The organism is Kitasatospora herbaricolor, assembly GCF_030813695.1.
In the GTDB taxonomy this organism is placed as follows: Bacteria; Actinomycetota; Actinomycetes; order Streptomycetales; family Streptomycetaceae; genus Kitasatospora; species Kitasatospora herbaricolor.
The window spans coordinates 155,420-170,701 of sequence record NZ_JAUSVA010000003.1 but is presented as its reverse complement, the minus strand read 5'-3'; the positions used below and the strand labels follow the sequence as shown (position 1 = coordinate 170,701).

General features: G+C 71.9%; 13 protein-coding genes and 2 pseudogenes. 10 read left to right on the top strand and 5 right to left on the bottom strand.

Annotated elements, in window-relative coordinates:
• Window positions 1–238: 238 nt before the first annotated feature.
• Both J2S46_RS40125 and J2S46_RS40985 read right to left on the bottom strand, forming a co-directional pair.
• On the bottom strand, window positions 239–805 hold the full coding sequence (locus J2S46_RS40125) for an SMI1/KNR4 family protein (protein ID WP_191293315.1): 567 nt from the start codon (window positions 803–805) through the stop codon (window positions 239–241).
• Entirely contained in the window at window positions 802–1,182 is a 381-nt protein-coding gene (locus tag J2S46_RS40985; protein ID WP_370882349.1) for a transposase, read from the bottom strand. The genes J2S46_RS40125 and J2S46_RS40985 overlap by 4 nt, the downstream gene beginning before the upstream one ends.
• A gap of 258 nt (window positions 1,183–1,440) precedes the next feature.
• Between J2S46_RS40985 and J2S46_RS40115 the strand changes: the two are divergent.
• The 7 genes and pseudogenes from J2S46_RS40115 to J2S46_RS40085 form a co-directional block, all read left to right on the top strand.
• A pseudogene (locus J2S46_RS40115) lies at window positions 1,441–1,569 on the top strand (putative WhiB-interacting protein); the annotation flags it as partial.
• Between the two features lie 183 nt (window positions 1,570–1,752).
• Window positions 1,753–2,397, top strand: coding sequence for a hypothetical protein (locus tag J2S46_RS40110; protein ID WP_191293317.1), 645 nt, complete (start codon window positions 1,753–1,755; stop codon window positions 2,395–2,397).
• Window positions 2,398–2,732: 335 nt separating this feature from the next.
• Window positions 2,733–3,095 (top strand): hypothetical protein, encoded by a 363-nt coding sequence (locus tag J2S46_RS40105; protein ID WP_191293318.1) that lies wholly within the window; start codon window positions 2,733–2,735, stop codon window positions 3,093–3,095.
• Between the two features lie 11 nt (window positions 3,096–3,106).
• Entirely contained in the window at window positions 3,107–3,625 is a 519-nt protein-coding gene (locus J2S46_RS40100) for a hypothetical protein (RefSeq protein ID WP_307353103.1), read from the top strand.
• Window positions 3,626–3,639: 14 nt separating this feature from the next.
• A complete protein-coding gene (locus tag J2S46_RS40095) occupies window positions 3,640–4,497 on the top strand; it encodes a transporter substrate-binding domain-containing protein (RefSeq protein ID WP_191293320.1) in 858 nt (285 codons plus the stop codon).
• 519 nt (window positions 4,498–5,016) lie between these two features.
• Complete coding sequence (locus J2S46_RS40090) at window positions 5,017–6,690, top strand: hypothetical protein (RefSeq protein ID WP_191293321.1); 1,674 nt, start codon at window positions 5,017–5,019, stop codon at window positions 6,688–6,690.
• A 46-nt stretch (window positions 6,691–6,736) separates the two neighbouring features.
• Entirely contained in the window at window positions 6,737–8,752 is a 2,016-nt protein-coding gene (locus tag J2S46_RS40085; RefSeq protein ID WP_229913234.1) for a WD40 repeat domain-containing protein, read from the top strand.
• A 401-nt stretch (window positions 8,753–9,153) separates the two neighbouring features.
• Here J2S46_RS40085 and J2S46_RS40080 read toward each other — a convergent pair whose 3' ends face one another.
• The gene (locus tag J2S46_RS40080; RefSeq protein ID WP_191293322.1) at window positions 9,154–9,714 is read right to left on the bottom strand and encodes an SMI1/KNR4 family protein; all 561 of its coding nucleotides are present in this window, start codon (window positions 9,712–9,714) and stop codon (window positions 9,154–9,156) included.
• 667 nt (window positions 9,715–10,381) lie between these two features.
• Between J2S46_RS40080 and J2S46_RS40075 the strand changes: the two genes are divergently transcribed.
• A complete protein-coding gene (locus J2S46_RS40075) occupies window positions 10,382–10,834 on the top strand; it encodes a hypothetical protein (protein WP_191293323.1) in 453 nt (150 codons plus the stop codon).
• Window positions 10,835–11,026: 192 nt separating this feature from the next.
• On the opposite strand, the gene J2S46_RS40070 is transcribed toward J2S46_RS40075, so the two are convergent.
• Both J2S46_RS40070 and J2S46_RS40065 read right to left on the bottom strand, forming a co-directional pair.
• Window positions 11,027–11,836 carry a YwqG family protein gene (locus J2S46_RS40070; RefSeq protein WP_229913235.1) on the bottom strand — a complete coding sequence of 270 codons (810 nt, stop codon included), beginning with the start codon at window positions 11,834–11,836 and terminating at the stop codon, window positions 11,027–11,029.
• A gap of 281 nt (window positions 11,837–12,117) precedes the next feature.
• Window positions 12,118–12,507, bottom strand: a complete 390-nt coding sequence (locus tag J2S46_RS40065; protein ID WP_191293324.1) for a hypothetical protein — start codon at window positions 12,505–12,507, stop codon at window positions 12,118–12,120.
• A 255-nt stretch (window positions 12,508–12,762) separates the two neighbouring features.
• Between J2S46_RS40065 and J2S46_RS40060 the strand changes: the two genes are divergently transcribed.
• Entirely contained in the window at window positions 12,763–14,394 is a 1,632-nt protein-coding gene (locus tag J2S46_RS40060) for an eCIS core domain-containing protein (RefSeq protein ID WP_229913236.1), read from the top strand.
• A gap of 290 nt (window positions 14,395–14,684) precedes the next feature.
• Window positions 14,685–15,281: pseudogene (locus tag J2S46_RS40980) on the top strand (hypothetical protein); the annotation flags it as partial.
• Between the last annotated feature and the right edge of the window lies 1 nt (window position 15,282).

Below are 15,282 nucleotides of genomic sequence, written 5' to 3'. Positions count from 1 at the left end.
CAGACGAAGCACTTTTTCGACGGCCGCCTTCGCCTCACGCCAGGGGTGAGGAGCCCCTCGATCACGGCCGGAAGCCGCGCGCCCTCGGGGCCGGCCGCACCGTCCGGACCCGGCGGCGCGGCAGGCGGGAGGAAGAGGCGCGCAGGGCGGGGGATCGAGGCGAGCAAGGCCTGTCCGTCCCCGAGAGCGCGTTTGAGGTCTGCCGCCTGGCACCTCCCGACGGGCTCGGGCAGCAGCGTCAGGTCGTAGCCAGCCATGCCGAGTACCAGTCGCGGAAGTCCGGCCCCGGGGTCAGGCCACCCCAGTCGGGGTCGTCGAGCCAGACCTGGCCGGCGTTACTCCCCGTGATGACCAGGCGGTGGAACATGCCGCAGCCCACCTCCGCAATGACCAGACTCCCTTCGACCGGGTAGTCGGCGTTGCCTTCCCTTCCCGGTCCGGGCCACTCGCTCGTGTGCGGGAACGGCGTGGACAGGAAACCCACACGTCGATCCTCTTCTCGTAGGTCGTGCAGAGCCTCCTCGTCGTCCACTTCCTCCATCAGGCCCACGAGCCCGTAGAGCGGGCCCGCTCCTCCGTCGGCGACCTCCCTGAGGAAGCCGCGATAGGAGGCAGGGAGCCGCACACCGTGTTGCCGCTCGAACAACCGGATCGCTTCCGCGGCCAGAGGGGGCCGGAGCCGGTATCCATGGTGGGCGGCCCCGAAGCGCTGACGCTCAGGATCTTCCCGGGCCATGGCTGCGACACGGGCACGGACCCACGCACCGTCCCAGGGCCCGCTTCGGTCGGCAATGTCACGGGTCACAGCGGCACAGTACTGGCATCCGGGCGCGTCACCGCGGGCGGACCAGCGGTTTGGCGCCAGGCCGACCGGCGGGTCGCCCCCGGGCACGGCCGCTTCGCGCCGTCGCGACGACGTGGACGGCCAGGAGCAGGCGGAGGGTGTCGGTGACGGTGAGCCTCTTGCGGCCCTTCACCTTCTTGCCCGCACGGAAGCCGCTGGAGGCGGTGGGGACCGTGAAGTACCGGTACACCGTCGGCCGAGGAGCGAGTCCTTCGCAGCTGCCGCCAAGCACACCCCGTTCGCGCCACGGAGAAGACCGCTTCCACGATCCGCCGCGGATGCTTCTCCCGCCGACCACCCTTCGGACCCACCCGCGCCGGCGCAAGCAACGGCTCCACCAGCGCCACTGCTCATCCGTCAGGGTGGCGTCGGCGCTGCCGGAGCCCGCGTAACGAGGGCTGACTACAGGTCCAACAGGCACTGAGCCTTCGATTAATAGGTAGTTGCAGGGAGGATGGGGTAATTAGAAGCCGCCTGGCGCGTTCTGGTGTAGAATTCGAAGAAGAGGGGGCCTCCGGGGTCGGCATCACCGGGATGTCGGCGGACTGTCCGTCACCACGGGGGAGAACACCATGACCTATCAGATCGAAGAGCTGCGAGCGACGATGGACGAGCGCCTGCGAGAGGCCAGGGAATACCGCCTCGCACGCGCGATCCGGCTCAAGAACCGCGCCGAGCGCGCCAGTCTGCGCGCCCGCCGGGCCCTGACCAGCCTCGCCGCATGACCACCCTGCTGCAACGGGCCGTCACCTGCACCCGGTGACGGCCCGTTCCGTTTCCCGGCCGCAGCTGCCACCGTCACCCTGATTGGCGCCGGACCCCGCCGCCCGCCGGGCACAGTGCCCTCGGGCGTCACCCGGGGGTGCTCGCGGAACACGGCGCGCCGGTGTTCTGCGCTGCGCTGCCTGGTGGGTACTGAGGCCGGCCCCGCCGTGCGGGTGGCCCGTCGGCAGAACGGTCACTGGACGCACGAGAACACGGGCGGCCTCTCCGCTGGGGACGATGTGCGGATCAGCCTGAGCTTCGACTCGGGCAACGTCCCGTACGTCGCCTACCGGGACGCCCGGAGCGGCAACGCGATGTTCGGCACCAGGGTCGACGGCAGTTGGATTCTCCAGGCGATCCCCACCCAGGCCGGGCTCATCGTGCACTCCGCGTCCGACATCTCCATGCAGATCGAGCCGGACCTGAACGACCCGCCCTTCGCCGACACCTTGACCGTCGGGTACCGCGACGGGTTCCAGGGCGACTCCGTGGCGGTTGCGCGGAGGAGGAAGACCGGCGAATCCTGGAAGATCAGCGTCGTCGACGCACCGGGTGACGCGAGGACGGGCCTGTCGCCGGCCTTCGACAGCAGCGCCGGGCTCAGGCTCGCCTACTTCCAGGGCTTCGACTTCGGGGCGCCCCAGGTCTCGCAACCGCTGAAGCCGGCGCAGGAACAGGTCGGCGGCGCCGAGGACCCCGAGCCGCCCGAGACCCGAGTGAGCACCCGCTACCGGCCAACCGGTGAACCCGACGCCGACAGCTTCGGCTACACCCGCGACGGCTTGTAGGACGACGACCAGGAACATGGCCTCCTCCGCAACATCCGTACCCGGGTCCGGCACCCGGGTCCGGCGCTGGTCGGACGCCATCGACCACGCCCCGGCCGGCCCGGAACAATGTCCCAGGCGGCGACCGGGCAGCCGCGCGACTCGTACTGCCCGTGGACCGCCTGAGGGTGGGACGTCCGCGGCGGAGACAGGGCCGCTACCGACAGGCGACGCGCCGGTCCAACTGCTCCCCGCCATTACCACGTGCGGTGCCAGCGTCGCAGGACGCTTCCACCACCGAGTGGCCTGTGGTAGGAAGTCCCTGAAGTGCTCGATGTGTTGGCCAGGGGGGCCTGATGGACGCACAGGTAGTGAACGAGCTGGTTCCGGTGTTCGCCTGGATCGCCGCCGGCGCCGCCAACGAGGTGGGCCGGGACGCCGCCCAGTCGTCCGCGTCCCGTTTGCGGCAGCTGATGCGCCGCCGCCGCGAGCGCGGGAACGTCGAGGGCGAGCAGCCGGCTCCGTCGCCGCAGGCGCAGCAGGAGGCGCGGGAGCTGATCCGGGCGGCGCTGGTCGAGGAACCGGCGGTGGCGGCGGAGCTCGACCACTTCCACGCCGAGGAGTCCAGGTCGCCGATCATCTTCCACGTCCACCAGGGCGCCGCGTTCGGCGACAACCACGGGACGGTCACCCTGAACTTCAACGGGGCCGTCGAGTGACCGAGGGTTCGTTGATACAACGGATCATCGGGGCGTTCGTCGACCGGAACTACGGCACGATCGTCATCAACTTCATCGTCAGGACGCCCGTCTGGCTGCAGATCCTGGTGGCGGTCAGCGTGCTGGCCGGCGGGACGGTCTGGTACCAGCAGTACCAGCAGGCCCACCACGGCGAGGTCCGGCTGACCGGCGGCGCGCGCTGGTCGGACCCCGGCCCCGTGACGCCCGGTCAGAGCCTCGACCTCGCCTTCGACACCACCAAGTCGCGCAGGTACCTGGCGCTGACCCTGAGTCTGGTGAGCACACGCTCCGACGACGCGGTCTGCCAGCTGCACGCGACCGCCGCCGTCGCCCTGACCTCCGGGGCGGAACCCTCGACGAGCCTCCACCACAACGAGTCGGCGTACCTCCGGCTCCCCGGCGGCACGCCCGGGCCGTTCAGGGTGACCCTGAGCGGCGACACCGGCTGCGAGATGAAGATGGCCGTCGTCGACGCGGTCCTCACCGACGAGCCCGTCGCCACACACTGACCGAAGGAGTCCCGGTGCGGGGCGCAAACCGAGCCTGCCTTGCCGGCATCCTGTCCGGGACGCTGCTGCTGTCCGGCTGCGGCGGTACGCCGTCGATTTTCGACCAGGACTCGGTCCGGATCGGCACCAAGAACAACCAGCCCGGGACCAGCATGGAGACCGCCAACCACGGGTGGTCCGGCTTCGACGTGAGCGTCGGGGAGGCGCTGGTCCGGAGCAAGGGCAACGCCGGTTCCGTCCCGCACTTCGGCGACGTGGCCTCCGACCAGCGCGAGGCGGTGCTGGTCAAGGGCGGCGAGGACCTGGTGATCGCCACCTACTCCATCACCCCCGAACGCACGGACCTGGTCTACTTCGCCGGCCCGTACGCGAGCACCTATCAGGGCTTCATGGTCCACACCGGCGACTCCTGGCTCAACAGCCTGGACGACCTCAGGGGGCGGTCGGTGTGCAGCTGGGGCGGTACCACCTCGGAGAAGGAACTGCTGAAGCAGGCCCCGATCAAGGGGTTCACGGTGGTGGACAAGATCGACGCGGAGGCCTGTCGGCTGGAGCTGGAGCACAGACGCGTCGACGCGGTCTCCACCGACCAGCTGCTGCTCCACGGCCTGACGCACGCCTTTCCCGAGCTGATGGTCGTCCCCGACGTGACGATCGGGGTCCCCAACGTCTACGGCGTGGGGATCAAGAAGGAACGGTACGAGGACTGCATCCGGATCCGCGACTTCCTCAAGGACTACGTGTTCAGCACCGCGTGGATCCAGGACTTCCGGACCTCGCTGCCCGACGCCGGCAACCCGGAGAGCTACCGCCCCCAGCGGGCCGACATCGACGCGCTGTCCTGCAAGGCACTGCCCCATCAGAACCAGTAGCCTGCCACCCTCGCCCCTGGTCGAAGCCCTCCTCGCGAAGCACGATCCCGAGCGAGGCCTGCACCTCCTGCCACGCAAGCTGCACGCAGGCAAGGCGTACGACAACGCTGAGCTGCGGAAATGGCTCCCCCGGCAGCAGATCCTGCCCCGGATCGCCCGACGTCACGAACGCGACCACCGCCACCACCTGGCCTTCTGCGACCTCGCCGCCGTCATCACATGCCACAAACGCCTGTCCAAGACCACCACGTAGGACACGGTCTCAGCGCCTCGGGTGTCCGCGGGCGTGTCGGTGCCGGCGGACATAATCCGAGTCGTGGACCTGAGACCGGAGCGCCTGGTGCCGCCTGCCCGAGGCGCAACCGTCGGCGCCTCGGTTCGTGTGACCAGTTCCGGTGGGCGACAACCGAGTTGTGCGCCGTCCACCGCGACGGGCGCCGCAGTTCCACGGATGCAAGGCTGTACCCGGACGGACAGCCTGGGGGCCGGCTGCGGCCGGCGAGGGGGCGAGGGGAGCGCGTGGTTCAGACGGGGTTTCACCGGCGGGATGAGCCGGAGGAGCAGGACAGGCTTGTCGCCTGGGCGGAGGACGTCGGCCTGCTGCGCATGCGGGAGCGGCGCCGCGGACCGGCGCCTGGCCGTCACACCGGCAGCGGCGTCGTGCGCGGCGGCTACGAGCCCTGTCTGCTGGCCCTGCTCCGAGTGGCCGTGTCCGAAGACCCCGGTCGCGGGTTCCCCGGTCGTGGATTCCCCACATGGCTCCTGGAGTCGCTGGCCCGGACCGGCCACCTTGCCCAGGCGGCGGAGCTGGCATACGCGACCGGTGGCAGAACCGGGCCGGGCGACACCCTCCTGGCGCTGGTGGAGGCCGCGGCCCACGCCGGCGACCTGCGGGGAGCCCAGGCGCTGGCCGAGTCGATCCCCGAGCGCGACGCACATGATCGGGCTCTCGTCGCCCTCGTGCCGGCGTGGGCGCGTAGCGGCGAGCGTGGCAGGGCCGTGGCCCTGGCGGAGAGGGTCCGTTATCCGCACCACTGGGGAAGGGCCTGGGCGACGCTGGCGAAGGCGGAGGCGGACCGTGGCGACATGGCGGCCGCGCTTGAATGTGCTGCTCGTGCGGACGAGTCGGCCTCGATGGCCGGTGGGGTGGCGTCACCGGACGTGCTTGCTCTGCTCGTGGAGGTGGCCGTCGTCGCCGGCGACGCGGCCTGGGCCGCCGAACTCGCCGACCGCATGCAGTCGCCGGCCGCGCCCATCGGCTACGACAGGCGCGGGGGCGGGCTTCACCCCTTGGCGAGGGTGCTCGCCTGCGAGGCCCTCCAGGGCGACCTGCGCCGGATCGACGCCCTCCTGACGTCGCCTGAAGAAAGCGCGGACGCGGACGTGGACCTGCCCCGGACCGACGGTCCGGATCCGGCCCGCGAGGATCCCGAACCGGATCCGGACCGATTCACCCACCTCCTGCCCGACCCGAGCAGCGGCCCTCTTGTTGACGCGCGGGTCATGGCGGACCTCGTCCATGCGGTCGCCGAGAGCGCCGACCACGATCTGGCTCTGGCCCTTGCGGACCGGGCGGAGGGACTGCTCGACACCGGCGCCGCCCGCCATTCCCACGATCTGCTGGAGGCCGTGATCCTCCTGCTGGCCGGGCGAGGGCATCATCTGCGGGCCATGGCGCTGGCGGACCGGTTCGACGAGCCCTCCCTCCGCTCCGCGCGCCAGGCGCGGATCGTCCGGGAGGTGGCCCGCCACGGCGACGTGGACCGGGCGGAGTACCTGGCCCGTGCGATCAGCGACCGGCCGGCCGCAGTGGTGGCCCTGCTCGGCGTGGTCCACGAGCTGGCTCGGCGCGGCCTGCTCGACCGGGCGCAGGAGCTGGCCGGGTCCTTCACCGACGCCTGGGACCGGGACGAGGCGCTGACCGCCGTCGTCCACGGATTGGCCCGGCAGGGCAGCATGAGCCGGGCCGAGAGCCTTGCCTCGTCGATCGTCCACCGTGCGGCGAGGGCACGGGCGCTGGCCTCACTCGTGGAACTGTCACCGCCGCCCAGGGCCCGCAGGCTTGCCGCGCAGGCCGTGGTCCTGGACGGCTGGGCCGCCGTCCTGGACGTCCTGGAGCCGATCGTGCCGCGCGCGGCGGCGACCGTGGCCGACCAACTGGGCCGCCGAGCACCCGAGCACGTTTCCTGCTGATCCTCATCGTCGATTGTGAGCTCACTGCGTGATGGCGAAACTGCCCTTGGACAGCCCCCGTTGGCGCGACCTCGACGGCGTGTCGGTCGAGGAGCTGAAGGAGGTTCTGGAGGCGATGGCAACCACGGGCGCCGCCGGCGCAGGGGAGGACTGGAAGGAGCCGTGGAGCCGCGTCCTCGACGGCCTGCTCCAGCAGGAGACCCTCTACAGCGGAGCCTTCGCGGTCCTGCCGCACCTCGTCGAGGTCGCTGCGGCGTCGCCCGGCCGGTACGTGGGCCTGTGGGTGGACCTGGGACTCATGGTGACCGCGGAGCCCGCGAAGCCGGTTCCCGCCGACCTCGAAGCAGGGTTCACGGCCGCTGTTCGACTGGCCGCGCAGGCAGCGGTGCGCGGGTACCTCACGGCCGGAGCGTCCGCCGCGCAGTGCGCGTACCTCGCGCTCTCCTGCGCGGCTCTCGCCGGCCACCGCATCGGAGAGGTGCTGTGGCAGTCACTAGAACTCGAAGAGGGCAGCATCGTGCTGTCCTGCCCCGGCTGCGAGTCCGAGACCGAGATCGCCGACTTCTTCGTGGACCCGGTACGTCCGCTCTTCGAGGCACCGGGGCTGCCGGATCCCGCGGCGGCGCCCCCGGACGGGCCCGTCTGGGGTGAGGTCGCCGCGGCGCTGGCGGACGGGGTGCTCGGGCAGGAGTGGGAGCCCTTCCTGCGGGTGGCCCGCGCGGTCGCGGCGGCCGGTGTGCCCGCCGGGACCCCGGGGCCGGCCGTCCTGTGCCTGGTCGCCGCCATGGTGGCGGTCAAGGGCACCCCGGACTGGGCCGGGAAGGAGTGGGCCCGCAAGCTCATGCTGCTGACGGGAGACTTCCGGTGCCCGGATTGCGAGCAGACCTGGGCGATCGCCGACTGCCTGGTGGAGGACCCCGACGGCGCCCGCCCCCACGACGCACGCGGGCGGGTGCGGACGGAGGACGGCTGGTCGGGCCCGTCGAGGGCATCGGCCCCGCAAGCGGGCCGCACCGGCGAGCCGGGGGCAGGGCTTCGGCCGGAGGGCGGCGTGCTGCTCGCGGCCGACCGCACGCCCCGGGGCCGGGTGAGGGTCCTCTCCGGCTCCGCGTCCGCGCCCGGTTCCGGCGAGGGCGTCAACGCGCTCGCGGTCGTGTCCTCGCCCGCCGGGCCGACGCTGGTGGCGGCGGCCGGGGACACCGGCACGGTGTTCCTGCGGGACGTGGCCGACGGTCGGCTCGTCCACGCGCCGCTTGCGGCACATCCCAACCCTGTCCGGTCGCTGACGGCCCTTCGGCTGCCCGACGGCCCCCTCGTCCTGGCGAGCGGGCACGCGGACGGCACGCTCGTCCTGTGGGACCCGGGCACCGGGCAGCCGTTGTGCGAGCCCCTCGCCAACTGGCTCGGCTCCGTGGAAGGCATGTGCGCCGTGGCCGTCCCGGACGGCCGGACCCTTCTCGTCACCGCTACTCCGCGCGGGGCGGTCCGGTTGCGGGACCCGCGGACCGGCGAGCCCCTCGCGCGTCTCAACCCCACCGGCCGGGCGATCGAATCGATCGCCGCCGTGCCGATCTCGCCCGGGCATACGCTGGTCGCGGCCTCGGACGCCCAGGGTGACGTCCACCTGTGGGATCCGGCCGTCGACGATGCCTGGGAGCCCGGGGCCGCGACACCGCCGAGCAAGCGGGTACGGGAGGACCACCGCCACCGGGTGGCTCTGGTGGCGACCGTAGCCGCTCACGACCGTCACCTGGTGGCCACCGGGGACCGCCGCGGCGTGGTCATGCTGTGGGACCCCACCACCGGCACCCCGGTCGGCGACGGGCTGCCCACGGACGCTCCGGGCAGTCTCCTGACGGCCATGACCGCCACCACGCTCCCCGGCGGGCGTACCGTCCTGGTCACCGGCAGCAACTCCGGCCGGAGCCTGCGGGTTTGGGAACCGGGGACCGGCACGGTGCAGCACCTGGCCCTGGACGTGGCGGTCACCTGCCTGGCCGCCGCCGGCCCCGACCTGGTCGTCGGACACGACGGCGGAGTGCTCACGCTCCGGCTCACCTGATGACACGTCCGGCGGCTCACCGTAGTTGGCGTCGCGGGTGTAGAGCTGGGTGTTCCCGTTGACGGCGTGGACGTGCGCGGTGTTGCCGGTGGCCGGTGCCGGCGATGGCCTTCAGGTTGGTGCTGTCCATCGTGCTCCAGGTCGTCCAGCCGTTGACGGCGTGGTCGGCGTGGTCGGCGTCCTGGTCCGTACATGCCGTCGGCGCCGGTGACCTGCACGTGGACCTTGGGCCTACCGGTCACACCGGCGGTGATCGCCCTGGCACCTGTCAGGCCCCCGGGGATCTCCGTCCAGGCGCCCCAGAAGCCGCCGGTGACGCCGTCACGGGAGTCGACGTGGAGTCGACGTGGCCGTCCGTGCCCACGCGGTGAGGCGCACAGCCGGTGCTCTGTCCCCATGGCTCAGAACCGCCCGTTCCAGTCCCCGGCGTGCTTCCACAGTGGAGCGTCCTTGATGCGGGTCAGGATGTCCCCCGCCAGGTCGTAGGCGCCCGTGATCACGTCGGCGAGGAAGTCCGTCGTCGTGGCGTCGACCACGTCCCACCGGAGGTCGTCCTGGATCCACACCACCACCGGCCAGGCGTCGGGGTCCATGCCGATCATGTGCCAGAAACAGTAGTCACCCTTGGTGTTGTTCGCCCAGGCGAGGAGGCCTTCCGGAACCGCGCGGACTTCGAAGGGAATCTCCTCCTCCCGGTCCTCGTAGGCGAGCAGGACGTCCTCCTCGGCGAACCTGGTCTCCCGCACGAACCTTGTGAAGCCCTGCGGGTCGAACTGCACCATCGGGGTCCACACCAGGAGGTCGTTGCAGATCCGGACGGACCCGTAGCGGTCCACGAAGGCCCGGTAGTCCCGTGGTAGGACGATGCCGGCCTCGGCGGCCGAACGGTTCCACGGAGGCGGCACGACCGCCCGTACGGGATCGCCGAAAATCTCCTCGATGCGCCGCAGAGACCGGCTCATGACCACTTCCTCACGGGTTTCCGTCCCACTGGTCGGCACACCTCTGCTTCTCGTCGAGCGCATGAGCACGCATGGGCGGGCTCGTTCATGGCCAGGGCCCCATTGTTGTATGTTCCGACGCCCTGGTGCAGGCCTCCGGCGCGGGGCCGAGGGCTCACACGCAGGCCGCACGGCGTTCGGCCCAGGTCAGTTCCACCGGGAGCGGTTCTGGTCGCCCCGCAGCGCGTGCGGTGGCGCGGGGGCGGTGGTCGTCGGGCGAGGTACGTCTTCGAGTGCCTGGGGTGCGGCGTCCACCACCGGCCGCCGGAGGGCATGGTCTACTCGGACGGTCCGGCGAGCCCGCTCTGGTGCACCGTCTGTCAGGGCCTGGTGCGCGGGCGCGGGATCCCGGAGCCGGCGGCCGCCACGGCGAAGGCGGGCCTTGCCGCCCGCACCCCGCAGGCCGAGGAAGCCACCCGCCCGGACGTCCGCCACCCGACCGGCACGCACCCGCCGAGCCCGGTCCGGCCCCGCCAGCGCGCGCAGCAAGCCGGGCTGACGCCCCCGGGGCGGGCCTGCGCGCCCGCAGCCCCCAGCCCGCAACTCCACCGACTCCACCGACTCCACCGACTCCACGGGCCTACGGAGGCCGAGCGGGCGCTGTTCGATCTGCTGCCATCATGCTGGGATGGCCCACGACATAGTGTTCTTCCTCGCGCCCGACGACGAGACTGCCGCTGCGACGCGACTGCGCGGGCCTGGTCCTGCCCTTGAGTCCGTGTCCTGCCGGTTCGTCGACCCGGGCTCGGCCATCGTCGAGTGGGACGCGTACTTCGAGCAGCCCTTCGCCCAGCCGCCCTCCCGCGAGCAACTCTACGGCTGGGCATGGCCGGAGCTGGTGACCACGCTGCTCAACGACGGCATCATGGTGCTCGCGCTACCTCGGCGGCTGACCCGGGCCCTGGCGGGTGCCAGCTCTGGCGAGCTGGAGGAGCTGGCGGACCGGTGGACCGCACGGCTCAGGGAGGACGACGGAGACGACATGACCGACGACGACCTACTGGCGGTCCTACGGGGCGTGGCCCGGCTCGCGGCGTCCGCGGTGACCACGGGCGGCGGTCTCTACAGCTGGAGCATCTGACCGCCCGACAGAGCGGTGGGCTGGTCCAGCGGCGCCCCGGCCCAGGCCGCCAGGAGCGGCCCCCGCCGTCCCCGCCCCGGCCGCCGCCGGGGGCCTGGAGGAGCAGGCCGGCTGGACCATGCCGGGCTTCCCGTTCCTGGGCGATCGACGCCCGCCCGGGGCCTGTCCGGGCTGGTCCGGCCGTATCCCCGATCAGTCGAAGCGGTGCGCGAACGGGCGGTCCGGGCAGCTCCGGCACTCGAAGAGGTACACGCCGCCCAGGTCGCCGAGGCTCAGGTCGGCACCCTCGAAGCCGCGGTCGCGGTCCTCGGCGGGGGTCCACGCCCACCGGGGGTCGCTCTCCTCGGTGCTCTCCACCGTCAGCAGGTGGTCCATCGGCCGCCGGCAGCCCGGGCAGCACGGCCACCGGGGATCCTGACCCCAGCCCGGCCAGCCGCCGAGCTTGGTTCCGGGCGCGGTGGACAGGTGGTCCTGGTAGTCCCAGCCCGTCTCCCGTTGCACCCGGTCGATGCGGTCCTCCAACTCGTCCCAGAGTTCCTGCGGGAGGTCCCAACTTGCGTACTCCGTCACCAGTTCGGGGTGCAGGACGCACGGCCGTGGCACGTTGCCGTACCCCGCCTGCGCGGGCGCCGGCGGGGCCTGCCGCACCGGCCCGACGGCCGCCGCCGACCGCCAGTGCACCGCGGGTACCACCCAGCGGTCCCCGTGGTACAGCGGGCACCAGAGCACCTGGAGCAGGTCGCACCCGGTGGGGAACGGCACAAGGTCCGGTACGTCGGCGCGGTGGATCTGGACGACCGCGACCATGGGCGACGGCGAGTGCTCGGGGCACGACGGCCATGGTTCCGCGGCGGGCCACAGCAGCGGCCCGCCGAGCGAACTGCCGCCGGGCGCCGGCTCGCCCCGTCGGGGGTGCAGTCGCACGGTCTCCCGGCGGAACGGGACCACTTCGGGGAAGAGCTCCTCGACGGGCAGCGGGCGCGGGGGCGTTCGACGGGTCACCGCTGGACCGTACCCGCCGCACCCGGCCGGGCGCACGGGGGATTTCGCCGCCGGCAGGCTCATCAGCAGGTCCCGGAGGTCGCGAAACGGGACAGCAGGTGGTGCCCGTGTCTGCTTGGTGGTGGCCGGTTCGGTCGAGCGGGCTTCGGGCGGACAGAGACCATGATCCGCCGGGCGACGACCGGCATCGTGCTCCGGCGACTCGCTCGCGGCGGGCCGGCGTCATGGCCCGGCCCACAGCCTCTGGCGCGGGCCGCGGAATGAGGTGCAGCAGTGCGGTGTCAGTCCGCGGCGGCGTCGTCGAAGAGCGCGGCTTCGATGTCGAGCAGGTCCTGGCGCCCGAGTCGCGGCACAGTCCAACCTCGGCTCCGCGCATGGGCGACGAACCGGGGGTCGAGAGCGACATGATGGTGCTCGACGTAGTGGGCAAGGTCGGAGTACCAAAGCCATCGCCCATCGGTCAGCAGGGAGAGCCCACCGATGACGGTCCTGCCGGGGCTGAGGACGTCATGCGTGAATCCAGCCGTTGCGGCCAGAACCACACCGTCGTGAAGGTACTGGATCAGCTCACGAGCATGGGCCGGCTCCCCGACGCCCGCGGCCGCCCGAAGCGACGGCCCGTCCGGCCTGCCGTGCCCGAGTTCTCTGAAGTCGCCGACCATCGGGATCATCGCTCATCCGCCGAGTGTGGAGGACCCTGCGGGGCCCCGCGATGGAGCCGCTCAGGGCCCCATCAGCGTAGACGTGCGGCAACACCGAGGACACCGAGCCAACAGCCCGTTGCCCACGGGGCCGGCACGGCAGGTCCGAACGGCCCGACAGGACTGCCCCTGCGCGGCGCGGGTTGTGTGCGAATCGCCCTTCATGTCGCGGCCACGCCACGGTAGGCAGGAGTGACCCGTCCCTCGACGAAGGATCAGCCTCTCGTGCACAACAACGTTCCCGGCACCGCTCCCGGCCGCGAGGCCCCCGCCCGCCCGGCGCGCCGCCCCACCGCGTCCGCAGGCCCCGACGAATCCTTCGGTCCGATGTCGCTCCTCTCGCTGCAGCGCAGCGTCGGGAACGCGGCGCTCGTGCAGATGCTCCGCCAGGCCGGACACATACCGCCGGCCGTGCAGCGGCACGAGCACGACGCCGGATGCGGACACCGGTCGGGTCAGCAGGTTTCGACCGGCGAGGCCCCGGTGCAACGCTCCGCCGTCCCCGAGGTCCTGCGCTCCACCGGCCACCCCCTGGACACCGCCACCCGCACGGACATGGAGGCCCGCCTGGGCGCGGACTTCACGAACGTCCGCATCCACGACGACACCGTCGCCCAGCGCTCCGCCAGCGAGATCGGCGCCCGCGCCTACACCTCCGGCCACCACGTCGTCATCGGCCCGGGCGGGAGTGACAAGCACACCCTGGCCCACGAACTCACCCACGTCGTCCAGCAACGCCAAGGGGCCGTCGCCGGCGCCGACAACGGAGCGGGCCTCAAGGTGTCCGACCCCTCCGACCGGTTCGAGCGCGAGGCCGAGGCCAACGCGACCCGCGTCATGCGCTCGCCCGCGCCCCGCGATACGAGCATCGACAGGGATCGAACAGCGTCTGCGGCGGGGGTCGGGTCGCTGCAACTGGCTCCCACCGTGCGCGAGACCAGGTTGATCGGTCAGGTCGGCCCGTCGTGCTGGTTGTACGTGCTGGAAGCCATGGCCAACGCCTACGGTCTGCCGACCACCGGACTCAACGCGGCGATGCGGGCGTTCCCCACCAGCACCGAACGCAACGCCCGGGCGGCGCAGACGGGCGGTGAGAGGCGCGCGACCGGCGTGCAGATGATGCGGGAGAATCTGGAGAGCATGAGGACGATGGTCCAGGGCCTGCCGGGTGACACGGTCTCGTTCCAACAACTGCAGAACACGATCGGCACGGTGGTCGCGGTGGAGGGCCAGCGGGATGCCTTCGCCCGCTCGATCTCCCCTCTCCAGCAGGACCTCCGGAAACCGGACGTGATCGCGCTGTTCGACCTGGCGATCGCCAAATCCGCCCTGCTCCTGACCCTGGTGTCGGCCGACGGTGACGAGGTGAACACGATCCTCAACTCCGGCCAGCAAGTGATCTCCCCGCCGAACGGGACATCGCAGGACCGGGCCTTGGACAGGCAGGACGCCAAGACGGCCATGGCCCAAGTGCAGCAACTTCCGCAGTACATGACCGTGCGCAAGCGGTTCACCAGCCAAACGGTCACCGCTCAGGACCGCCAGACGATCCGCGATTTCCGGGCCGTTCCCGCCAACGCGGGCAGGGCCGCGCTCCTGGACTGGACACAACGGGCGGGCCTGAGCGCAACGGCCCATGCCGTCCTGCTCACCAACTACGATGCCGTCGCAGAGTTGGTCTACTACAAGGACCCGAACGTCCCGGCCGCCGAAATCATGATCACTTTCGACCAGTTCCTGGAGATGGCCGGCGCGCCACCAACTCCGGCAGCTCCCAGTACCGACCGGTTGACGCTCCGCCCGTTCATCCCAGGTACGAACGGGCGCATGTCGAACCTGGAACGATTGGCTGACTGACCCACCCGGCAGAGTGGCTGCCACCGACGGAAGCGGCCGGCCTCCACCTCTGCCCGGACATCGCCGGCGCCCTCGACCAGGCCGCCCGACCCGACACCGCCGCCGGCCCGGCCCGGCCCGGCCCGGCCCGGCCCGACCCGACACCGTCGCCGGCGGCCCGCTGCTCCTTCCAGCGATGACCAGCACCTCCTACCAGTGGCGCTGACCGGACGCCGATTCCTTCAAGGCCGCCCTCAGGACGGCCTGGCCCACCTGGACGCCCTGGCCGCCGCCCGCGGCGGCCAGGGGGCATGGGACCTGTTTGGACGCCGTCGCCGCCCAGGTCCGCGCCCGGTCCGGGACAGCGAGCATCGGTCCCGCCTGTGCAGTGCGGCGTAGCGCTCGCACCGGCCCCGTCGAGCGCCGCGCTCATCGTCGCCGCGGCCCACTTCGCCCAATCCCAAGGGCGCGATCGACGGGCCCTGCTACCATGGTCGGCAACGGAGCACTCCACTCCCTCCCGCGAACTCGTCGCGGTCGAGAAAACGGCAGACGCACTTCCTGCCGACGGAGACCGCACCGCAGATCACGGCGACACCGGCTTTCGGCGTCGCACCATGCGCAGGCCCAGGTCGCGTGCCGCAACCGCGCCCACCATGCCGCAGCCGGCCCTGCCGGGACACCACCGCGTTCCGGCGCGCCTGGAACTGCACGGCCCACCTGGCACTGCCGCCCTTCGACACCACCTCCAGGGGGAGGACCCTCTCATGAGCACCGCAACCGAACCATCAACCACATCCCGAACCGCCCTGCGGGGACCGGTCGCCGGCCACCCCGCGCTGGACGGCCTGCTGCGCGCCGAACTCCACCGACTCGCCTCCACCCTCGGCGTCCCGGGCGCCGCGCGGC